Annotated in this window: 21 protein-coding genes and 1 tRNA gene; 17 read left to right on the top strand and 5 right to left on the bottom strand. The window is 54.8% G+C overall.

Annotation, left to right across the window (positions count from 1 at the left end; translation table 11 throughout):
* Genes L1S32_RS04035 through L1S32_RS04055 form a run of 5 tightly spaced genes read left to right on the top strand, consistent with a single transcriptional unit; the run spans nucleotide 1 to nucleotide 4,600 of the window.
* Nucleotides 1–885, top strand: a complete 885-nt coding sequence (locus L1S32_RS04035) for an SAM-dependent methyltransferase (protein ID WP_278156336.1) — start codon at nucleotides 1–3, stop codon at nucleotides 883–885.
* On the top strand, nucleotides 882–2,036 hold the full coding sequence (gene coaBC, locus L1S32_RS04040; RefSeq protein WP_278156337.1) for a bifunctional phosphopantothenoylcysteine decarboxylase/phosphopantothenate--cysteine ligase CoaBC: 1,155 nt from the start codon (nucleotides 882–884) through the stop codon (nucleotides 2,034–2,036). The genes L1S32_RS04035 and coaBC overlap by 4 nt, the downstream gene beginning before the upstream one ends.
* Entirely contained in the window at nucleotides 2,018–2,881 is an 864-nt protein-coding gene (locus L1S32_RS04045) for a pantoate kinase (protein ID WP_278156339.1), read from the top strand. The genes coaBC and L1S32_RS04045 overlap by 19 nt, the downstream gene beginning before the upstream one ends.
* Complete coding sequence (locus L1S32_RS04050; RefSeq protein WP_278156341.1) at nucleotides 2,878–3,609, top strand: 4-phosphopantoate--beta-alanine ligase; 732 nt, start codon at nucleotides 2,878–2,880, stop codon at nucleotides 3,607–3,609. The genes L1S32_RS04045 and L1S32_RS04050 overlap by 4 nt, the downstream gene beginning before the upstream one ends.
* Complete coding sequence (locus L1S32_RS04055) at nucleotides 3,596–4,600, top strand: AAA family ATPase (RefSeq protein ID WP_278156342.1); 1,005 nt, start codon at nucleotides 3,596–3,598, stop codon at nucleotides 4,598–4,600. Before L1S32_RS04050 ends, L1S32_RS04055 begins: the two co-directional genes overlap by 14 nt.
* A 1-nt stretch (nucleotide 4,601) precedes the next feature.
* On the opposite strand, the gene L1S32_RS04060 is transcribed toward L1S32_RS04055, so the two are convergent.
* On the bottom strand, nucleotides 4,602–5,930 hold the full coding sequence (locus L1S32_RS04060) for an AIR synthase-related protein (RefSeq protein ID WP_278156343.1): 1,329 nt from the start codon (nucleotides 5,928–5,930) through the stop codon (nucleotides 4,602–4,604).
* A 73-nt stretch (nucleotides 5,931–6,003) separates the two neighbouring features.
* Here L1S32_RS04060 and thiD point away from each other — a divergent pair, with 73 nt between their 5' ends.
* The 5 genes from thiD to L1S32_RS04085 all read left to right on the top strand — a co-directional run bounded on the left by thiD (nucleotide 6,004) and on the right by L1S32_RS04085 (nucleotide 9,280).
* A complete protein-coding gene (gene thiD, locus L1S32_RS04065) occupies nucleotides 6,004–6,822 on the top strand; it encodes a bifunctional hydroxymethylpyrimidine kinase/phosphomethylpyrimidine kinase (protein WP_278156352.1) in 819 nt (272 codons plus the stop codon).
* A gap of 552 nt (nucleotides 6,823–7,374) precedes the next feature.
* On the top strand, nucleotides 7,375–7,827 hold the full coding sequence (locus tag L1S32_RS04070; protein ID WP_278156353.1) for an Lrp/AsnC family transcriptional regulator: 453 nt from the start codon (nucleotides 7,375–7,377) through the stop codon (nucleotides 7,825–7,827).
* Nucleotides 7,820–8,107: a hypothetical protein gene (locus L1S32_RS04075; RefSeq protein WP_278156354.1), complete on the top strand. Its 288-nt coding sequence runs from the start codon at nucleotides 7,820–7,822 to the stop codon at nucleotides 8,105–8,107. The genes L1S32_RS04070 and L1S32_RS04075 overlap by 8 nt, the downstream gene beginning before the upstream one ends.
* A 7-nt stretch (nucleotides 8,108–8,114) precedes the next feature.
* The gene (locus L1S32_RS04080; protein WP_278156355.1) at nucleotides 8,115–8,555 is read left to right on the top strand and encodes a hypothetical protein; all 441 of its coding nucleotides are present in this window, start codon (nucleotides 8,115–8,117) and stop codon (nucleotides 8,553–8,555) included.
* A gap of 323 nt (nucleotides 8,556–8,878) precedes the next feature.
* The gene (locus L1S32_RS04085) at nucleotides 8,879–9,280 is read left to right on the top strand and encodes a type IV pilin N-terminal domain-containing protein (RefSeq protein WP_278156356.1); all 402 of its coding nucleotides are present in this window, start codon (nucleotides 8,879–8,881) and stop codon (nucleotides 9,278–9,280) included.
* A gap of 528 nt (nucleotides 9,281–9,808) precedes the next feature.
* On the opposite strand, the gene L1S32_RS04090 is transcribed toward L1S32_RS04085, so the two are convergent.
* The 4 genes from L1S32_RS04090 to L1S32_RS04105 form a co-directional block, all read right to left on the bottom strand.
* Nucleotides 9,809–10,156, bottom strand: coding sequence for a DUF447 domain-containing protein (locus tag L1S32_RS04090; protein WP_278156357.1), 348 nt, complete (start codon nucleotides 10,154–10,156; stop codon nucleotides 9,809–9,811).
* A gap of 646 nt (nucleotides 10,157–10,802) precedes the next feature.
* Complete coding sequence (locus L1S32_RS04095) at nucleotides 10,803–11,402, bottom strand: DUF447 domain-containing protein (protein ID WP_347403363.1); 600 nt, start codon at nucleotides 11,400–11,402, stop codon at nucleotides 10,803–10,805.
* The gene (locus L1S32_RS04100; RefSeq protein ID WP_278156359.1) at nucleotides 11,372–12,199 is read right to left on the bottom strand and encodes a triphosphoribosyl-dephospho-CoA synthase; all 828 of its coding nucleotides are present in this window, start codon (nucleotides 12,197–12,199) and stop codon (nucleotides 11,372–11,374) included. Before L1S32_RS04100 ends, L1S32_RS04095 begins: the two co-directional genes overlap by 31 nt.
* Nucleotides 12,177–13,343 carry a methanogenesis marker 9 domain-containing protein gene (locus L1S32_RS04105; RefSeq protein ID WP_278156360.1) on the bottom strand — a complete coding sequence of 389 codons (1,167 nt, stop codon included), beginning with the start codon at nucleotides 13,341–13,343 and terminating at the stop codon, nucleotides 12,177–12,179. The genes L1S32_RS04100 and L1S32_RS04105 overlap by 23 nt, the downstream gene beginning before the upstream one ends.
* 359 nt (nucleotides 13,344–13,702) lie before the next feature.
* Here L1S32_RS04105 and cfbA point away from each other — a divergent pair, with 359 nt between their 5' ends.
* The 7 genes from cfbA (at nucleotide 13,703) to L1S32_RS04140 (ending at nucleotide 20,555) form a co-directional block, all read left to right on the top strand.
* Nucleotides 13,703–14,107, top strand: coding sequence for a sirohydrochlorin nickelochelatase (gene cfbA / locus L1S32_RS04110; protein ID WP_278156361.1), 405 nt, complete (start codon nucleotides 13,703–13,705; stop codon nucleotides 14,105–14,107).
* On the top strand, nucleotides 14,104–15,324 hold the full coding sequence (gene cfbE / locus L1S32_RS04115) for a coenzyme F430 synthase (RefSeq protein WP_278156362.1): 1,221 nt from the start codon (nucleotides 14,104–14,106) through the stop codon (nucleotides 15,322–15,324). The genes cfbA and cfbE overlap by 4 nt, the downstream gene beginning before the upstream one ends.
* A gap of 5 nt (nucleotides 15,325–15,329) precedes the next feature.
* Nucleotides 15,330–16,394 (top strand): Ni-sirohydrochlorin a,c-diamide reductive cyclase catalytic subunit, encoded by a 1,065-nt coding sequence (gene cfbD / locus L1S32_RS04120; RefSeq protein ID WP_278156363.1) that lies wholly within the window; start codon nucleotides 15,330–15,332, stop codon nucleotides 16,392–16,394.
* Nucleotides 16,391–17,770: a Ni-sirohydrochlorin a,c-diamide synthase gene (cfbB, locus tag L1S32_RS04125; RefSeq protein ID WP_278156364.1), complete on the top strand. Its 1,380-nt coding sequence runs from the start codon at nucleotides 16,391–16,393 to the stop codon at nucleotides 17,768–17,770. The genes cfbD and cfbB overlap by 4 nt, the downstream gene beginning before the upstream one ends.
* Nucleotides 17,771–17,834: 64 nt before the next feature.
* Nucleotides 17,835–18,701 carry a branched-chain-amino-acid transaminase gene (ilvE, locus tag L1S32_RS04130; RefSeq protein WP_278156366.1) on the top strand — a complete coding sequence of 289 codons (867 nt, stop codon included), beginning with the start codon at nucleotides 17,835–17,837 and terminating at the stop codon, nucleotides 18,699–18,701.
* A gap of 133 nt (nucleotides 18,702–18,834) precedes the next feature.
* A tRNA-Glu gene (locus L1S32_RS04135) sits at nucleotides 18,835–18,907 on the top strand.
* A 712-nt stretch (nucleotides 18,908–19,619) separates the two neighbouring features.
* Nucleotides 19,620–20,555 (top strand): glycosyltransferase family 2 protein, encoded by a 936-nt coding sequence (locus L1S32_RS04140; RefSeq protein WP_278156368.1) that lies wholly within the window; start codon nucleotides 19,620–19,622, stop codon nucleotides 20,553–20,555.
* The last annotated feature ends 21 nt before the right edge of the window (nucleotides 20,556–20,576 follow it).

The following is a 20,576-nucleotide window of genomic DNA, read 5'->3' on the forward strand; positions in this document are numbered from 1 at the left end:
ATGAGGGTCCGGAAATATCCGCGTGATATGCTCCCTCTCCTCAAGGATGCGGAATGGGTGGATACGTTCCGCCGCCCGTATGTCAAAGGAGATGAGGCGTTCATTCCGGTCAGAGAGGGATATGACGCGGATCAGGAGCTTGCAGAGAAGGCTCCCTATTCCGGACGGGGCTACCAGCTGCTGGGGGACATTGCCGTCCTGCACGGCACCCGGCCGACCCGGCAGGATATAACGGCAATCCGTGACTGGCTCCATCCCCGCGGGATTGTCTACATCTCCGGGTACCACGGAGAGAAACGGGTTCCTGCGGCGTCTCTGGTGTATGGCGAATGCGGGGAGGTCTGCCACCATGAAGCGGGATTCATTTTTCATCTGCATCCGCTCAAAGTGATGTTTGCGATGGGGAACCGAGAGGAGAAGCTCCGCATCTCCCGCATAATCGCGAAATCCACCGAAAACCGGACGATCCGGTGTGCCGATATGTTTGCGGGCATCGGATACTTCACCATCCCTGCGGCAATGAGTGGTGCAACGGTCCATGCGATGGAGATTAATCCGGACTCATTCTCTTATCTAAAGAAAAATATCGCTGCAAACAACGTTTCATCTGCGGTCACCCCGGAGCTCGGCGACTGCAGGGACTCCCTGAAGGGCGTCTATGACCACATCCTGATGGGCCATTTTGACGCTCCCGCGTTTCTTTCCGATGCCTGCGCCCATGTGCGGACGGGGACGGTGCTCTGTGTCCACACGGTGGGGGAGCAGTCAGAAGAGATCTCCCGGTGCTGTGCTGAGGCGGGATATGCCACAGAGATTATCCCGTACCGGGTCAAAAAATATGCACCGGGTGTCTGGCATATGGTGCACGATGTGGTGATACAATGAATACGATACGGACAACACTGGCAGGAAAAGAGATTGTTTTGGGCATTACGGGCAGTATCGCCGCGGTTGACGGGGTAAAGCTCGCACATGCACTCCGCCGGTGCGGTGCTGATGTACAGGGCGTGATGACCGACGCTGCCTGCGGTATCCTGCACCCGGATGCTATTACCTACGCAACGGGCCATGAGACTCTGACCCGGTGCGGGGGGCTGGTTGAGCATGTCACCTACTGCGGCGACGGAGGGAGTGCTGACCTGCTCCTGATCGCCCCGGCAACCGCCAATACCATCTGCAAGATTGCCCACGGCATTGATGACACGCCGGTGACGACCTTTGCCACCACCGCCATCGGCAGCGGCATGCCGGTGATTCTCGTGCCGGCGATGCACGAGAGCATGTACCGCCATCCGGGTGTTTGTGCCTGCCTGGAAACCCTCAAAACATGGGGCATCACCGTTGTTGACCCCCGGATTGAAGAGGGAAAAGCAAAGATTGCCAATATCGATACCATCGTGCATGAGACCGAACGGGTCCTCTCCGGCATGCCTCTTCGGGGGAAAAGCGTGCTGATCACCAGCGGCCCCTGCCGGGAACGTCTGGATGACGTACGGGTGCTGACCACCCGCTCCTCAGGGAGAATGGGAAAGGAACTCGCACGGGAGGCCTCCCGCCTCGGTGCTGAGGTATGGCTGGTGCACGCAGATACCCTCTCCGTGCCGCACGTCCGGAATGTATATGCGGAGTCTGCCGGCGGGATGCGGGAGAGCATCCTCAGCCTGTGTGCAGAGCAGACATTTGACTATTATATCAGTGCTGCCGCGATCTCCGATTTCGCACCGGCACCCTACGAGGGGAAGATTCCCAGCGGGCAGACCATATCCATCGACCTGCTGCCCCGGCCGAAGATCATTCAGGACGTGATGCAGGCAAAGAACCGGCCGAAAAAGGTCGTCGGATTCAAGCTGGGATGGAACAGCCGTGAAGAAGCCCGGCACCTGCTGGATGCAGGGGCGGACATGGTGGCGGCAAACACCCCGGATGCACTGGGCGCGGAGACCGGAGCATACGAACTCATGACAACAGAGACGTCCGTGCACGCGGAAGGGACAAAGGCCGAGGTGGCAGAGATTCTATGGCGCAATCTGCAGTAGGATTTTCTCCCGGCCATATCTCCGGATATTTCCGGAGAGTGGACGGGGAGAGCCCGGAGTTGACCGGAAGCTGCGGCGGGGGCATTGTCATCGACAAAGGGGTCCATGCGCTGGTGACACCGGCAGAGAAGACTTCAGTTTCCGTTCATGTGGCGCGAAGCCCGGATGAGGATACCTGCATCGCCCATACCTCACCCCCTGTCGAGTATGCACTCCAAAGACTGGGGGTAAGTGCAGCGGTGAAGACGGTCACCACCCTGCCGCCGGGCGCCGGGTTCGGCCTCTCCGCCGCGGCACTGCTCGCAACCCTTGCCGCGGCAAATGCCCTCTTTGAGACCGGCCTTTCCGAGGAGGCGCTTGCACGGATTGCCCATGAGTCCGAACTGGAGTACCAGACCGGACTGGGCGATGTGGCGGCATGCACCGGAGGCGGCATCGTCTGCCGGATGCATCCCGGCATCACCCCGGATATCATCCGGATGAAGGGGGAAGGCGTTCGAATCTCTGCACTGAGCTTCGGGGAGCTCCATACCGCGGATGTCATCACCTCCCCGGTGCAGATGGCCCGCGTACAAGAGGCATATACACCGGAATGCGCGAAGAGCCCGGAGGATTTCTTCCGCATCTCACGCCGGTTTGCAGAGAAGAGCGGGCTTGTGTCGGATGAAATACGGCCGGTGCTGGAGGCATGTGATGATCACGGGATACCTGCCTCCATGACCATGCTCGGCAAGGGTGTTTTTGCCCTTGGCGACAAATCGTTCTCTGTATTATCAGAGTTCGGCATCCCTGTTGACCTGCAGGTGGCAGAGCAGGGATTCAGACTTATTGAAGTGATACCATGATACCCGAAGATCATCCCCGCTACCGGTCACTGGTGGCACGCGAACGGATTGCAGACGCCGTCCGGTCAGGCATTGTCGTTGTCGAGGGAGCAAGTGCGCACGGAAGAGGAGAGGCATTCGACTATCTCCTCGGGGAACAGACCTCAGCGTCGGCGAAGCGTGCGGAAAAGACCGCTGCCGCATTCCTTCTGGCAGCGATCCGCCCGGTGATATCCGTGAACGGAAACACCGCCGCCCTTGCCGCAGAGGAGATCCGTGACCTTGCCAAGGCGTCCGGCGCCGCGGTGGAGGTCAACCTCTTCCACCGCACCGAAGAGCGGATGGCGGCCATCACCGCACACCTGAAGGCACACGGGGTCACCGTCCTCGAAGGCACCGCTGAACGCCTTCTGCCCCTCTCGCATGACCGGGCGCTCTGCCTGCGGGACGGCATCTATGCAGCAGACGTGGTCTTAGTCCCGCTCGAAGACGGGGACCGGTGTGAGGCACTGGTCGAAATGGGCAAGACGGTCATCACCATCGACCTAAATCCCCTCTCACGCACCGCACAGACCGCCACCCTGACGATTGTGGATGAACTGACACGGGCGCTGCCGAACATCACGCAGGCGTGCAGGACCCTGACCCATGAGGCAGGGGAGCAGCTGATTGCAGACCATGACAATTCGCGCCTTCTCTATGCCGCATTACAGACAATGCAGGAGCATCTGACCGATGCTATGGATTGAGAAATACCGCCCCCGGACGTTTGAGGAGATCCGGGGACAGGATGCGGTCATCGCCATGATGAAGGCGTTTTCGTCCGACTCCATGCTGCCGCATCTCCTGATCAGCGGCCGCCACGGAACAGGAAAGAGCGCAGCCGTTGAATGCATCGCAAAGGAGCTCTATGGCGAGTTCTGGCGGGAGAATATGACGGTCATCCAGACGGGTGCGCTCTTCCGCGGCGGCAGGGCCTATCTGGAGAACGAGGAGAAGTTCTCCCATCTCTACAAAAAAGAGGCCAGCGTCATCTCAAATTTCAAGTATATCGTGCGCTGGTTTGCCTCGGTGAAGCCGCTTGATGCAGAGTTTAAGCTGATGGTCTTTGACGAGGCGGAGGCCCTGACGTTTGAGGCGCAGCAGGCGCTGCGCAGAATGATGGAACGCTTCTCCGGGACCTGCCGGTTCATCTTCATCACGCGGACCCAAAGTGCAATCATTCCCGCGATTGCCTCCCGTGCGCTGCCCCTCTTCTTCCGGCCGCTTTCGGATGAGACCGTGCTTGCCCTGATGACGGAGATCCTTGAAAGCGAGCAGGTGCCGGAAACGGCATTTGACCGGGACGAGATTGAGCTGATCGCCGCCGCTGCACGGGGGGATGCCCGGAAGGCCATCCTCTTCTGCCAGATGAACTGTGACGGAAGAATTGAAGGCGGCTTTGACGAGTACCTGGAATCGGAGACCGGCAATATCGCACGCTCCGTCTTCCGGATCCTCCGGAACGGCGATATCGAGAAGGCGAAATCGGTCATCGAGATTCTGATGCTGGAGTATGGGCTTTCCGGTGCGGAAGTGCTGGACGAACTCTCACGGGCCAGAAAACAGGAGTACAATGATCCCCGCATCACGGTCGCAATCGCGGATGCTGACATGATGATGCGGGATGCGGGCAACGAATTCATCCAGATGGATGCCTTCCTCTCCGGCATCGTAAAAGAAGTATTTTCGGCAGAATGAGTTATTCTGCCCGCTGAAGAGAACGAAGGATCTTCTCTTTTTTATCCCGTGCGGCGTCTGCGGCCTGTGCCACCCGCTTTTTCATCGCCTCAAGGTCATGCGGGGTGGTATCGACGACTTTTTTCACCGGCGTATATGCCGATTCACGGAAGCGCGGAATGAAATCTGTCATCTCACCGCCGGAGACCAGTTTCGCATCTCCCGGCCCTTCGGTGACATAGCCGATTTTCTTCATGGTGACGCCGGTGGAACGCACGATGTCGATGACCGCATCGGCATCCTCCGGCCGGGTCACCACGAGGAGGGCGTCAAGGGATACGCCGAGGTAGTCAATCTCGAGGGCGTCCAGCATCCTGAGCACGTCAGGGTCCACGAGGGAGCGCAGCTCCTCTTCCTCGATGACGATGCGGCAGCCGGCCGTCTCTGCCATCTCGTAGGCATCGCCGCGGAGGCCGCCGTTGGTGACATCGGTCATCGTGTGGATACGGGTGAGGACGTCACTCTTCAGGAGCGCTTCACAGGCCCGGAGGAACTGGAGGTTGATGGTCCGCTCCACGACCTCGGGGAAGCCGGAATAAATAGCGGCCGTTGCAATGGTCCCGCCGCCGGCCCCTTCGGTCATCAGGATACAGTCGCCGGGCTGGGTTGCGGTGCGGGCGGTGAGGTGATCGGCGATGCCGACTGCGCCGACGCACCCGGTCATCCTGCTGCCAAGGACCATGTCGCCGCCGATTCTCAGGGTTGAGCCGGTCACCAGCGGGACTGCCATCGCTTCGCTGACCACCGCGATGCCTGCGGTGTAGTCAAATATCTTTGCCACATCGCCGTCATCCCCCACATGGATGTCGGATAAGAGGGCAACCGGTTTTGCACCCATGACATAGACATCACGCAGGGTGGCACGGGTGACATGGAACCCGGCGAGGAAGGGATAGTCCGAGAGGCGTGAATGCATGCCGTCCACGGTGGTGATGATATATTTCCCGCCTGCTTCAACGGCACCCGCATCGTCCATCTCATCGACACCTACCGAGGCGTCCGTGCCGCCGATGATCTTCGGGAACTGCCGGTGTGCAAAGAAATCCCCGGCGCCGCGGGAGCCGACCCCAAACTCCCCCATCGTCACATCGGCTTTGGTATAGGTGATGATATCTGAAACAGCCCGGTTGCTGTTTTTAACCTCTTCCACTACGGCACGGGCCATAGCGAGCGCATAGTCAGCTGATACGCCCGGCTTCATCGAAAGAATCTGTTCCCGGAGATGACGGGCACACGCCTCCTCATCCGTTCCTGCTGACAGGCATTTCCGTGTCAGCTCTTCAATATCCATAGAGAAGTGTTGTCCACCACGCCACTTAAAACCGGCAGAAACTTCAATCTGAGTCAGGCCAAATACTATGAATATGGAACGACCGCACCTGCCCTGCGCCTGTACGATTGCCGGTTCTGATTCCGGCGGGGGAGCCGGGATTCAGGCAGATCTCAAGACATTCTCCGCCCTTGGGGTGTGGGGGTGTACGGTTGTCACCGCGGTCACGGCCCAGAATACCCGCGATGTGCTCTCCAGCCTGACGGTCGATACGCATACGCTCTCCCTCCAGATGGAGGCGGTCTTTCAGGATTTTCCCATCACAGCGGTGAAAACCGGGATGCTCCCGGACGCCGCCACCATCCGGACGGTCGCAGAGCACCTTCCCCCGGAGATCGCGCTTGTCCTCGATCCGGTGATGATTGCCACCTCCGGAAAACGCCTCTCCTCTCCTGAATGCAGTGCCGCCCTCTCTGACCTGCTCATCCCCCGTGCTCAGCTCGTCACCCCGAATATCCCGGAGCTGTGTGCCCTGACCGGCAGAGCTGCCATCACCACCACTGACGAGATGACTGAAGCCGGAAGGGAGCTGATTGCGACGGGAGCGCAGGCGGTGCTCATCAAAGGTGGCCACCTGACCGCAGACCGCTCGCCGGACGTGTATATCAGTCAGGATGAAACGCTCGTCCTTGACGGCCCCCGCTACCCGTGGGAGGTGCATGGCTCGGGATGCTGCCTTGCCGCGGCCATCACCGCATATCTGGTGCGGGGCGACACCCTCCCCGATGCCTGCCGAAAGGCGAAGGTGTTTGTCTCAGCAGCTATCCGGACGGCAGTGCCGGCCCTTTCCGGGAGGCGCATGGTGAATCCCAGCGGGATGGTTTCGGGGACTCGGGAATTCCGGAGCCGGTAACAAAAACAGGAAATAATGGGGTCTTCGCTATTCTGGGCGGGTTGGAAAATATGGTTCTCCGGGAATTGGTGTGGGTGAATTATACTCAATCGTCATCAGTTCATAACGGACGCAATGGTAATTTCGGGTATTGCCAGGGACTTTGGTAAAAGGGTGGAATGCAAATACCATCTTTGACATTCCAAAATAGTTCTCAATTCTAATATTTAGCATATTTTTATCAATTGGAGCACGAAAAACGGAGCAATGGGGGTGCCTGCCCACCCCCATTGCGACCTGTCATCGTCAGGGGAGGGTCTGGCAGGGAGGGGTTTCCCCTCCCTTGCCTTTAATCAAAGAAAAATGAAGGTTCTGTGACAGAAATGGACGATTCCGTACGCAGGAGAGTGGATTTTTCGTTTCCAGACACCCGTCCTCCCAAAACAGCGTTCAACAGATAAAAAAATTCAATGAACGAATAATATTCACCCATTCCCCAAAATCGGAATGTACCTGCACAAAATATATCAGCTCTATGAATGAATATTCAGCATAGAGGGATTGGGGGAACGTATGGATGACATTGACCACGCCATTTTAACCGAACTTGCCAGGGACGGCAGGGTTTCCATGGCAGAACTGGGGAAGCAGCTGGATATTGCGCCTTCAACAGTATTCAAACGGATTGAAAAGCTGAAGAGTTCGGGGGTTATTGAAGGGTTTACTATTTCCATCAACCCGAGCTATTTTGCAGAGAGCCTCATCTCCTTTCTGACGATCACGGTAACACCGGACGACAAGGATGAGGTGGCATCTTTTCTTGCCGACCACAACGGCGTGCTCGAACTGTATGAGACGCTGGAGCCGAGTGATTTCATGGCAAAGGTGGTCGTATCGTCCATCACAGACCTGAAAAATGAGATTCTCATCCCGTTATCCCGCTTTGCGGGGGTGAAAGAGATTAAACCCTTTATCACGGTAAAACGCATAAAAGAACAGAACTGGAGTGTCCGCCGCTATGATTGAGTCACAGTTTATCTTAATTCAGCAGATCCTTTCGGTCATCACCCTGATTCTGGGGGCTGCCCTGATCATCTTCATCTATGATGCATACAAGGTCATCAGACAGCCAACCCTGCTGTTTTTCACCATCGGCCTGTTCACGCTGGTCATCGGCATCGTCCTCCCGGACCTCATCCTGATGGCCGGGCCGGAGATATCGGTTGTCTACTGGGGGGAAGTGGCCTCAAGAATTCTTGAGATAATCGGCATCGGCGTGATGAATTTCGCGGTGCTGCGGGGATGATACCTGAATGAAAAAAGGGCAGTTTTCACGTGACTGGTCTCTTCTGAAGCTCGCCCGCACCTGGGAGCCCCGTGACATCGGCGGCGAGGTGATCGAACGGGTGCTGCGGGAGGGCGCACCGGAGGCGGTGATGGATATCCTCCACGTCATCCGTGACATCGGGTTTGAAGACGGGGAGAAGGCAAAAGAGCGGATGCCCCCTTTCATGCAGCCGGCGGAGATTCTGGAGAGCACGCTTCTTGTCGCAGGTGTGCAGATGGAGCGGGAGGAAGAAGGGAGCGGGGAGGACGGACTCGTCATCACCGTGCACCTGGATGAAACCGGCCTCTTTGACTACCCCTTTACGATGGCGGAGCCTGCCGCCGCATATGTGGCGGGCTTTGTACAGGCGGTTGCCGGAGCCGCCACAGTGTCACGCTCAGGGAATTTTCTCCTCATTCATTTCTGATACGAACGCCGGAGGAAAAAGACTGGCCCGACCGGTCACGATATAAAAATGTGCGCAATGTGCACCAAAAGAAATAATATTCGCTTTGTATAACGATATAAAACTCACTATTGATAACCAATAGGTTCAAATCAAATCCAAAATAGGGAAATAATATTTCATATACGACAATATATTGACATAATATTTCACAAAATGGGCCCACAATACCCAATATTCATTCCAGTAAAAACACATTCACAAAGCATTTATATAGATGAATATTATGTATACTTACCCACCGCGGGGGGATGCGTCGCCCTGTTTGGGAGAGGTGAATTGAAATGAAATTTAATAACAATGAAGAAGCGGTCTCACCCGTCATCGGTGTGATCCTTATGGTCGCAATCACCGTGATTCTGGCAGCAGTCATCGCGGTGTTTGTCTTCGGCATGGCAAGCGACGTTCAGACAACAAAGACTGTTGCAGCAACTGCAAAGCAGTCTGGTACAGATATAATTGTGACCTATCAGGGCGGTCCCGATGCATCAAAAGTTACATTCATAAATGCAACTGTTTACAGCTCATCAGGCGTAGAAATCAACAACTCTTCATCAACTGAATATCCTGAGGTTGGTTATACAACGACATTCATTGGTGATGGAAGTGCTGCTCAGGAACGTGTTCTCATCACAGCAGATTTCGATGACGGTACCACACAGGTACTGCTTGACAAACTGCTCTAATCTTTTTTTATCTTATTATTCATTAATGCACCATTTGCATTAGTATGATTTATTCTGCTGTATTTGGCGACACTCACCCAGAAACCACAAAAACAACGACTATTGTTCCAAGTCACACATAATCAGATACGGAATATTTGTAATTATATATCTGCTGCATCGAAATTCCAGCTTTGCAATGAATTTAATAAACACTTATTGGGAAATAGGGATGGGAATATCGAGGAAAAAGGATTGTTCCAATTCTTCACAGTTTCAAACGGCGATAGCCAAAGATATTGATCAATTTTAAGCGAGAATATCGTTTGAAGATAGTCAAAGTCCGACACCTCAGTCAATTAATTTCAAGGGGAGGAAAATACCCTCCTTCTAACCATCCGCAAAAAAGACAAGTCGCAAGAGGATTGGCACCCATCACCCTTGCCCCAATTGTTAGGCTGTATCACTGGAAATGTGATGTCACCAAAGCACAATTTACGACACCAAAACCAAAAATGCCTTAAAAACGGAAAAAATCGGTTGTAATTATTATTCTTCACAATACATCAGCAGTGCATCAAGCGCCGCACCATGCTCCTTCCCGCCGCACTTCCTGATAGTCCCCGCCGCCTGCTCAATCAGCGCCCACAACGCCGGAACACCCGTCATCACATACCGCGTCGCATGCACCGTCGCCTCGATAATCCCCGCCAACGCACGATTGGGAGGATGGGGCAGCAGGCTCATTATTTCAGATGCCACCGGCGTCAGTCCCACGACAAGCGTCTCCGGGTTGTCGCTGACAACGGTGGTGGTGAACGCCGGAAGTCCCAGCGGTCGAGGATGCCCCGCGAGCGGGAGGGAGGGGAGGGGGTGTCCCGCCGTCTTTGTTTCCACATTCCCACCCGTTTCCACCTTCTTTCCACTTCATTTTCCACCCGATTCGGGTCAATTCAGGTGCTGAAACAGGAATCAGGGTGTGATAGGACGTTTGATCCATTTCATTTCCACTTTCCGCAGGATCACACATACCTCTGTCTCCGCCTGCACAGGAAACCGGGTCGCTGAATGATATCCGATTTGGGTGGAAAACTCCCGTACTATATGTACATATATCTATACTACTACCCTCTTTACCGGATTTATCGTCAGTAAGCGCATCGTTTTATTTCCACTTTTGGCCGGATTTGGGTGGAAAGCTGGTGGAAAAGTGGAAATGTCTCCTTCATCAGCATCTCCGGTATGTTCATCATCTGAATTGTCATCAGAATTGTCATCCGAATCGTCGGGTTTCAGCCAGACATCTGACCCTGCCCCCCGGTCATGATGCACAGTGCAATAAAAGGAGAAGGACTGCGTCTGTTGTTTATTGTGCTGAACATTCCGTGAGATTCAGAGAACAGAAGAAGAGAGACCAGTCATACAAACAACAAGAGCCACCGTGTATCGCAGAAAATGGGTAGTATCACAACAGGATTTCAACAACAGCCAAACACAAACACGGACACTACCTGAAAAAACGGTCAGAACAGGTCATCTCATGCTATTCGTGACAATATGCCAGCAGCAGATCAAGCGCCGCACCATGCTCCTTCCCACCGCACTTCCGGATAGTCTCCGCCGCCTGCTCAATCAGGACCCATAACGCCGGATCACGCGTCATCACATACCGCGTCGCATGCACCGTCGCCTCAATAATCCCCGCCAACGCACGGTTGGGGGGATGCGGCTGCAGGCCCATAATTTCAGCAGCGACCGGTGTCAGCCCCACCACAAGCGTCTCCGGGTTGTCGCTGACAACGGTGGTGGTGAACGCCTCCCACGCCTCGCAGGTGCGCAACCGCTGCATCGGTTTCGGCAGGTGCAGGCCGCTTTCATCTGCCGTGATATCCGCGAACGCATCCTCCGGCAGATCGCCGAACGCCGACTGCACATACACCATCGGGTCAAAGGTGAGATTGCCCACCACCCACCCGGACGCCCGGATGTTTCTTTCCGTATGGGTGCCGTGGAAGAGCCGCATCATGATGCGGCCATTGCGGCAGATGATCCCCATCGGCGCCGCGTTGGGAGCACCGGTTGCGGGGTCTGCCGTTGTGGCGATGACCTCGTTTATGCCGTCCCCAAGGATTCCCAATCCCATCCCTCTCTGAGTGCGAGATAAATCCCTGCAATCGTGATGTCAGCAATCGATCCCGGATTGATGCCGCGTGCGAGGCATTCCTCATCAAACTCCTCTGCTGCGTATGTGCCGCGGCAGACCTCTTTGGCACGGGCCTGCGTCCATTCGGCCACTTTTGTGCCATGCTTCTTGATGATGAAGGTGTCCGGCTCTGTCGCGAGGAGCGAGAAGAAGGCCCGGACAATCGCCTGTTTGCCGTCCGGTGCCGAGAGCAGGTAATCCGCCACCCGGCGGCTGAGGGCAAACCCGTTCGACCATTCCCTGCAGACCATATCCCCCGGTGCAGAATAGGAGATGATGTCTTTCAGGGTCAGCCCCTCGTCACGGATGTGGATGGCGGACTGCGGGTCGTTGACATCCAGCTCGTCGGTCTCATTCATCCGGACTTCCGTGAGCGCAAACGCCTCGTAAAAGCGGAGGGCATCATCAACGGTGGTCTGGGCGATGACGTCCATCGCACCCGCGATGCCGTCACCCATGATGAGGGGGAACAAGAGAATATAGGCGCCAAAATGGGTATTGCCCCCTTCATGCACCGCCGTGAGGGAGACGGCCTCTTTGATGCGGTCGCCCATCCCGGTTGTCGAGGACTCCGCTGCGGCAAAGGCGGGCCGGACAAGGATGGCTGACGCAAGAAAATGCTCAAGCCACGTATCATCATAATCATGGCACCGGTCCACATTCCCCGGCTTGGGGTAGGCGCAGACCTCAAGCATCATCGCGATCTGTGCAGATTCACTCCGTCGCATAGAATGCATCGCCCTCAAACACCCGCTTCATCAGCTTTTCTGACAGACGTCTCTTGTAGCGCATATAATCCGGCAGACTCAGACCGACCTGCTGCAGGGCCATATTCCGGAAGATGCAGGGGGTGGAGCTCTTGCAGCACCAGGTGAGACTCCCGAAACAGGTATTCTCCCCGCCTTCGATGAGCGTGTTTTTTACCCCGTCAAGTTTTATCGACATAAACTCATTCCGGGAGATGCCCAGATGCTCCAGTGACGGAATCAGGGGGCAGTTTTTCACCGGCATACAGCAGAAGGTCAGGCTCCGGATATCCCCACCGCGGCAGAGCTGCTTGGGTGCGTTGTACCACCCGGTTTCATCGGCGTACGCAGCCATCTTTGTATCCAGGTCTGCAAGTGTCGCCGGATCGGCATGGCGGGCAAGAGAGACCATATCGGCCCCGTGGGCAAGCATGTCCTTTACCACCGAAAATGAGGTGATGGAATTGTTTGCAATCAGAATGAGCGGGCAGGCATTCCTGATCTGGCGGAGTTTGGTGTGCCCGAAGTCCATCAGGTCGATATGGAGGATATCAGCGCCCGCATGCCAGAGCGCCTGTGCAAGGGCCCGGTCATCATCGGCCACACCGGCACGGATCTTCACCGAGACGGTGACATTCTCGGCCTTGAGCGCCCGGACAGTCTCTTCCAGCTGTTCGGTATTTTTCAGCAGTGCCTCACCGCAGCCTGCTGCAATCATCGGCTCCTGCCGGCAGTGCGCATCAATTTCATATACCATGCCGGGGCCGAGGGCGCGGGCCGCCGCAGCAAACGACTCCGGCGCACTTCCGCGCATATTCACCGCAACAACAAGACCGCTTTCTGCAAGCATCTCTGCCTGTGCCCGGATCTCTGCGACCGGGTCATCGGTCAGAAACTCGTCCCGTCCGGCCTCCACGAGCAGGCGGGATGCTGCCAGAGTGGCTTCGTCGATGGAATATCCCCCGATACAGACCATGCCGGCATGCTCCTTTCGTGCCAGGGCATATGCAGCATCAACCACACCAGCCATTGATGCAAGTACAATTGGTGTCTTAACTACCGTTCCGTTCACCATTAATTCATACCGGTCATAGGGGTCCATGATCATTTCCTGTGTATTCTTTTTTTTCTGCATATGTAATGGCTTCCTATATGGCCCCGACGGGATACCCTGCAGGACAGGTGCAGGGAAAAGCATCCCGTCCTCTTTGGTTTGCCGGATACGAACGCGTCCCTATAGGCCGGTCGCGGGGATGATAACGGCTCCTTTATTTCCCAGGAAGCTTCGGAATGCACCGGCGCATCCCCCGCCTCCGGGGTTTCTCAGCAAAATCAGGAGCAGCCATTCCCCGGTTCCAACGCATGAAGGCAGAGGGAATCTGCGGAAAATACAGCGCCATCCCCATCCTGATTGCCCCATGCAATACGGGTTTAAAAAAGACTGCGAAAAGAACCGGTAATTATTTTATTCACTATCGTGTTACATAGTATTATATGTCACATACAGGATTCTTACTAGTCGGACACGGAAGCCAGAAACCGTACAATAAAGAACTGATTGAAACGACCGCAAATCAGATTGCAGCAAAGGAAGAGCGTTTCCTGGTGAAGTCAGGGTTTATGAGCATCAACGAGCCCACCGTGGAGGAAGTGCTTGAGGAGTTCAGATCAGCAGATATTGAGAAACTGGTTGTCGTACCCCTCTTCCTCGCAAAAGGTGTCCACATTCTGGTCGACATTCCCAAAATCCTCGGCCTTGAACAGGGAAGCTACGCCGGCACATTCACCCTTGCGAACGGAACCGAAATTCCCCTGCTCTATGCACAGCCCATCGGCAGCGATCCGTTACTCGCTGACCTGATGATTAAAAACGCAGACAACGCAATGAACTGTCAGTGAATGATCTCCTGATTCCCATGAATATTCTGGTGGTTGACACCATCCATGGCGGAACCGAAATATCCCGCCACCTTTTATCCAACGGGCATGCCGTTGACACGGTCGATGTGTACCGCGGAGAGGGCAGCATCACGGTTGACGAAGCCCTGACCCGCACGTATGATATTGTGGCCGCACCGGTTCATCTGGACCCGGACCACCCCCTGATGCATCTGACAGCGGAGTACCGGACGCACCATCAGATGATCCCGTTCTGCCTGGGGGATGTCCGGCCCCGGTGTATGGTTGAGATTACCGGCGCACGGGGGAAAACCACCACCGCCCACGCTCTTGCATCCATTGTTCCGGGAAGAGGCGTACTGCTCTCATCCATCGGCATCACGGAATATCCGTCCCGTGCCAATGCAGGAAAAAAAAGCATTACCCCTGCATCAACCATCCATGCGGCGAGCGTAGCCATTGCGTCCGGCGGCTGGCTGGTGGCAGAAGAGTCCATCGGCGTCAGCGGCATGGGGGATCTGGGCATCCTGACGTCTGAGGACGATTATCTCTGTGCGGGCGGGAAGAAGCATGCATCTGCACTGAAAAAAGAGCTGCTTCTCTCCTGCAAAAAAATCCTCGCTGCACCCGGAATTGTCTGGCACGATGAGCGGGTCATCCATGCAGAGGACATGGTGTCCTGCGACGGCACGACATGCACGTGGTCATACGGGGGAGAGGAGGATTCGTTCACCAACAGTCTCATGGTCCTCCCCGCGTACCGCAATGCCATGGAGACAGCCGCTGCTGCAGCCTGCATTCTGGGATTCCGTCCGGACAGGCTGAGTGAATTTACGGCACTGCCGGGACGGCTGCAGGTGCACCACCATGGTTCTTCGGTCATTATTGACGATGCGAATTCCGGCACATCACGTAAAACCGTACCGGAAGCAGTGCGGTACGGACGGTCCATGCTCCCGGAGGCGCCGCTGATCCTGGTCATCGGTGCTGAGGCGGAAAATATCTGCGAAGGCTTTTCCCTCGCAGATATCAAACAGGTAATCGACAGCACCGATCCGGACTCCATTATACTTGTCGGAGATATCTATCCGGAAGATGCAGCAGCATACCTTTCCCACCCATGCGTCCATGTATCCTCCCTTGCCCGCGGAGAGGAGCTGGCAAAAACCCTATCTGACACAGGAGTCATTGTGCTCGCTGTAAAAACCTGGAGATGACACATATGCACTACATTCAGCCACGCCCCAGTTCCATTGTTGCCGCCCTCTACACCGCCCGTGATCTCGGCTGTGACCTTGCCATACTGCACGGACCATCCGGATGCTCGTTCAAACACGCACGGCTTCTGGAGGAGGACGGGCTGCGGGTTCTGACGACCTCCCTTGCAGACAATGAATTCATTTTCGGAGGGCATGAAGCGCTTGAACGTGTCCTGCAGTATGCAGAGAAGACCTTCTCCCCGTCCCGCATTGCGGTTGTCGGCACCTGCGTCTCGATGATCATCGGTGAGGACATGGAGGCCGCCATCCGCGATTCGGGAATCACCACTCCGGCAATCGCCATGGATATCCATGCAGGGTTCCGGGAGAATATTGACGGCGTGATGGCCGCCCTGCGTCCGGCGGCGGATGCCGGATGGATCAGTGAAGAAGAACTGAGCCGGCAGGAGCGTCTGCTTGCCGGCGCAAACGCAGTAGAACGGGCCCGCGGTGCTGCATGCAAACCCTATATCCAGCCGTCCCGCGGGGACCTGAAGCATGTTGCTGCAGGACGCCTGCTTGAGTGCGTCCGTGCCGGAAAGAAAGGGATGATCATCCTGAATGCAAAGAAGGAGACGGCCTATATGTTCGCCGACATCCTGATTGCCGTGCATGAAGCGGCCCCCGCCGCAGACATTCAGTATTATGCAAACCTCTCTGAACTCGGCCTTGCCAAGGTCCGCAGGGATGCGGCGCATATCCGGGACGGGCTGAAGGCCCATGGCATCGAACCGGTGATCACCGGAGCGCTGGATGAATACGGCGTCCTCGGCGATGCGCTCGGAGAGATGATACAGGAGGCAAAACCGGATTTTGCCGTCATTGTGGGCGTCCCCCATGCAATTCCTCCGGAGTATACCGGGGATGTCGAGGTATTCTCCGTCACCAACGGCCCCCGGCAGGTTGAGCCCCTGCGTGACATCGGGCACCAGCATGTGGTCGTCGAAGTTGACCTGCACCCCAAGACACTGGGCGTTCAGGAGATTGTTCCAAGCGAGTTCGGGGAGACCATCCGGAGCCTTTTATGAAGAGCCTCCTGATTACCGGGGACCGCTCCGGAAGCGGCAAAACCAGCACCACCCTCGCAATCGCCGCACTGCTCTCTGAAGAGCATGTCGTCCAGCCCTTTAAGGTGGCGATGGACTATATCGACCCGTCCTACCTCACCGGCGTCACCGGCAGACCATGCCGGAATCTGGACAGTTTCGTGATGGACGCACCCCTGATTCATGATGTCTATGACAACGGCTCCGTCGGTGCGGACATTGCCATTGTGGAAGGAGTCCGGGGCCTCTATGAGGGATCAGACGCCCTCACGGACCGCGGCTCGACGGCAAGCGTTGCAAAAACCCTTGCACTGCCGGCCATTCTGGTGGTGGATGCCCGGAGCATCACCCGCAGTGCGGCGGCCCTCGTCAAAGGGTTCCAGATGTTTGACCCCGACGTCCGGATTGAGGGAGTTATCCTCAACCAGATAAACGGGGAGATTCACCGGGAGAAGGCAACGAAGGCAATAGAGCATGCCTGCGGCATCCCGGTCATCGGTGCGATTCCCCGGCGGGACGAGATGAAACTGACGATGCGCCACCTGGGACTGGTGCCGTACCTTGAAGGGTCGCAAAAAGAGGTGTTCCATGAGAAAATCCATGCGATCACCCGGATCATCGGCGGTCATGTCGATGTTGACCGGCTGCTCGATATCGCAAAGGAATCCCCCGCACCGCAAAAGCAGCCCGCACTCTTCTGCCCTGCAGAAGAGACAGATGTGAAAATCGGCATTGCCCTTGATGAATCATTCAACTTCTACTACAACGATCTCTTCGACATCCTCCGGGCACAGGGTGCAGAACCGGTGTTTTTCAGCCCCATCCATGACCGCCTGCCGGATGCGGACGGGTATATCATCGGCGGAGGATACCCGGAGCTCTTTGCAGAGAAACTGGAGCACAACGGCCGGATGCGGGAAGCCGTCCGGGAAGTGTCTGCAAACGGCACCCCCATCTATGCAGAATGCGGCGGTCTCATCTATCTCACTGAAGACCTCATTCTTGCGGGCGGGCATGACGGACGGACAACAGACGAACACTATGCGATGGCAGGCGTGTTCAGGGGAGAGACACGTATGCCGGTCAGGCGTGTCATCGGCTATGTGGAGGGAACCGCATCAGAGAAAAGCCCCCTCGGAAGCGGTGCATTTGCGGGCCACGAATTCCACCACACCGATGTCCGCCTTGCGGATGACACGGAGTACGCATACCGGCTGACGCGGGGAAAAGGCATCAAAGACAATCTGGACGGGGCAGTCGTCAACAATACCCTTGCGGGATATACCCACCTCCACCCGTCCTCGGTGCCCGCCATGTTCGGGCATTTCACGGAAAGGTGCAGGCACCATTCTAAATGATCCTTTTTTTCAAACCTGATTTTCAAGCACAAATCATTTGAAACCCCACAGAGTATACTAGTGTATGCTGATTTACCTGAACGGAGAATTTGTTCCGCAAGAGGACGCAAAAGTTTCCGTCTTTGATCATGGCCTCCTGTACGGAGACGGCGTTTTTGAAGGCATCCGTGCCTACAACGGGAGGGTGTTCCGCCTCCAGGAGCACATCGACAGGATGTGGGATTCTGCAAAGACCATCGACCTGAAGATCCCGATCTCAAAAACAGAGATGGAGGAGATCATCCTCGAGACACTCCGGAAAAACGACCTCAAAGATGCCTACATCCGCCCGATCATCACCCGGGGCGTAGGGGACCTTGGGCTGGACCCGAACAAGTGCAGCAAACCGACAATCATCGTGATCGCAACCGGATGGGGTGCGATGTACGGCGACCTCTATGACAAGGGGCTCACCGCCATCACCTGCTCAATCAGAAGGAACCCGGCAGAAGCGCTCCCCCCCAATGTAAAAAGCCTCAATTACCTCAATAACATCATGGCAAAGATTGAAGCAAATTACAAGGGCGGCGACGAGGCAATCTTCTTTGACACCAACGGCTATGTCGCCGAAGGCTCCGGTGACAACATCTATGTGGTAAAAAACGGCGTCATCATCACCCCGCAGACGCTCAATAATCTCAGGGGAATTACCCGCATGGTGCTCATTGAAGCCGCAGAAGAGATGGGCATTACGGTGCTTGAGCAGAACCTGGGCTATTTTGATCTCTACTCGGCAGATGAAGTCATCGTCACCGGGTCTGCAGCAGAGGTTGCCCCGGTCACCAAAATCGACGGGCGTGAGATCGGCACCGGAAAGCCGGGCCCGATTGTCAAACAGCTGATGGCCGCATTCAAAACCAAAACCGAGACAGAGGGCACCCCTGTCTACTAACTTTTCTTCGGTGTATTTTTGCACGTTTTTCCGGACTTCTCTCCGAAATGTTCTCAGTAACATTCTCCAAAATTCAATCCACAAATTATATATCCAAAAGACCCGTATATATTCAGGCACAACTGTGCCCATTGCTGATATAGTGTAGGGGCCAATCATGCCGGCCTTTCACGCCGGCGACTGGGGTTCGAATCCCCATATCAGCATACCCTGATTGTTTCAGTCACCTTTTTCGGAATCTGTTAATAAACATCAAATCGTATTTATTTTTGTAATAGCGTGAATGCATCACATCCAAACGCAGCATTATCCTTTTTCAGACAACCGTCACCGGACGATACATCCCGGATGGGAATTATCTGCCACCCCGTTTCAGGCTTCCCGGTGTTTCAGCCTTTCAGCCATCTCTGAGGATTCAGATGCACCTGTAACCAGAGGCCCCTTGCCACCACCAATAATAAAGAACGGGTCCAATACCTGCCGGCAAGGCTTCAGTATCAGGTTTTTATGCACCATGCAATAATGATCCTGAATAGATACCTGCCAGTACACCTGACGGATACCATCGTCTATTCCGGTAAAAACAGAGACGCCCGAGGGGGAAAACAGATGCTCATAGAAACGAGACTTAAAATCAGGATAACATAAAGTATTTATACTAATTTATTGTGCCGCGAACGAAATGTTTGATATTCCTCGATTCTATTCTCTTGATAATTTTCTACAAATAGCTTATTTATTCACAATATGGAATTATTATCTGCCAAAGGACGTAATTTGAGGATTTTTATCTCGTTGGCACGAGAGAAATCATTAAATATTATAATGCGTGCACATACGCAATATACCATCAATCTCACCATTTGCATCAGAACAGAAGTACATTTCACTTTAGAATTCATGAAAATGGAGAAATGCATGCAGCAAATAGAGAATCAGGTCGTTAATAAGTCGACTCCAACCAGCACATATCCCATACATAATAAAAACCTGTCCGCAATTATTCCTGCGTATAATGAAGCATTGTCTATTGGCAGTCTTGTCCTGCAGACAAAGAAGTACGTTGATCAGATCATTGTGATTGATGACGGTTCAAAGGACAAAACAGCAGATATTGCAAGGCTCGCCGGTGCAACAGTAATCCAGCTCGACAAAAATCAGGGAAAGGCACAGGCCCTGATGTATGGTTTTGAACTGTTAAAGCAGACGGGATGCACAGCAGCAGTGATGTTCGACGGAGATGGGCAGCATAATCCTGACGACATTCCTGCCGTTGTAGATCCGGTCCTCAGAGGTGAGGCGGATCTTGTAATCGGTTCCCGTTACCTTGGAAAGGAATCCGCCATCCCTGCCTATCGAATGCTCGGGCAGAAAACACTGGGTGCATTCACAAATTTTGGATCACAGACAAAAACAACCGACTCGACATCAGGTTTCAGGGCATTGAGCAGTACCGCCATGGAGAATCTGGATTTCAAATCCGATGGCTACAGTATCGAATTTGATATGATCAACCACTTCGCCTCACGGAATTTGCAGATCGCCGAAGTCCCTATAGAGGTCTCCTATGGCAACCCGAACTTTCATAAGAAAAATGCATTTACGCAGGGTCTCGGACCCCTCTATGATCTCATCGGAACCATAGGATATAAGCGTCCCATGGTGGTTTTTGTATTCACAGGCGCATTCATTGCGTTCTTTGGAGTCATAGCAGGGTACATGGTCTTTCCTGAGCAATTCCCCTTCATCCTTACCATGCTAAGCGGTATAACGATACTTCTTGGATTCCTCCTCATATCATCGGGACTGCTGCTCAATTCACTCGTCCAGATTATGAAAACCTACAAAAAATGAAAGAAAAGACCATTTGAAAGA

Source organism: Methanogenium sp. S4BF (assembly GCF_029633965.1).
Lineage (GTDB): Archaea > Halobacteriota > Methanomicrobia > Methanomicrobiales > Methanomicrobiaceae > Methanogenium.

Coding starts and splice junctions, on each gene's coding strand:
- L1S32_RS04055 (WP_278156342.1), top strand. CDS start 3,596: ATGCTATGGATTGAGAAATACCGCCCCCGGACGTTTGAGGAGATCCGG.
- L1S32_RS04100 (WP_278156359.1), bottom strand. CDS start 12,199: ATGCATTCTATGCGACGGAGTGAATCTGCACAGATCGCGATGATGCTT.
- cfbA (WP_278156361.1), top strand. CDS start 13,703: ATGTCACATACAGGATTCTTACTAGTCGGACACGGAAGCCAGAAACCG.
- L1S32_RS04140 (WP_278156368.1), top strand. CDS start 19,620: ATGCAGCAAATAGAGAATCAGGTCGTTAATAAGTCGACTCCAACCAGC.
- L1S32_RS04105 (WP_278156360.1), bottom strand. CDS start 13,343: ATGCAGAAAAAAAAGAATACACAGGAAATGATCATGGACCCCTATGAC.
- L1S32_RS04070 (WP_278156353.1), top strand. CDS start 7,375: ATGGATGACATTGACCACGCCATTTTAACCGAACTTGCCAGGGACGGC.
- thiD (WP_278156352.1), top strand. CDS start 6,004: ATGGAACGACCGCACCTGCCCTGCGCCTGTACGATTGCCGGTTCTGAT.
- L1S32_RS04050 (WP_278156341.1), top strand. CDS start 2,878: ATGATACCCGAAGATCATCCCCGCTACCGGTCACTGGTGGCACGCGAA.
- L1S32_RS04035 (WP_278156336.1), top strand. CDS start 1: ATGAGGGTCCGGAAATATCCGCGTGATATGCTCCCTCTCCTCAAGGAT.
- L1S32_RS04080 (WP_278156355.1), top strand. CDS start 8,115: ATGAAAAAAGGGCAGTTTTCACGTGACTGGTCTCTTCTGAAGCTCGCC.
- L1S32_RS04095 (WP_347403363.1), bottom strand. CDS start 11,402: ATGGGATTGGGAATCCTTGGGGACGGCATAAACGAGGTCATCGCCACA.
- L1S32_RS04085 (WP_278156356.1), top strand. CDS start 8,879: ATGAAATTTAATAACAATGAAGAAGCGGTCTCACCCGTCATCGGTGTG.
- L1S32_RS04045 (WP_278156339.1), top strand. CDS start 2,018: ATGGCGCAATCTGCAGTAGGATTTTCTCCCGGCCATATCTCCGGATAT.
- ilvE (WP_278156366.1), top strand. CDS start 17,835: ATGCTGATTTACCTGAACGGAGAATTTGTTCCGCAAGAGGACGCAAAA.
- L1S32_RS04075 (WP_278156354.1), top strand. CDS start 7,820: ATGATTGAGTCACAGTTTATCTTAATTCAGCAGATCCTTTCGGTCATC.
- coaBC (WP_278156337.1), top strand. CDS start 882: ATGAATACGATACGGACAACACTGGCAGGAAAAGAGATTGTTTTGGGC.
- L1S32_RS04060 (WP_278156343.1), bottom strand. CDS start 5,930: ATGGATATTGAAGAGCTGACACGGAAATGCCTGTCAGCAGGAACGGAT.
- cfbD (WP_278156363.1), top strand. CDS start 15,330: ATGCACTACATTCAGCCACGCCCCAGTTCCATTGTTGCCGCCCTCTAC.
- cfbB (WP_278156364.1), top strand. CDS start 16,391: ATGAAGAGCCTCCTGATTACCGGGGACCGCTCCGGAAGCGGCAAAACC.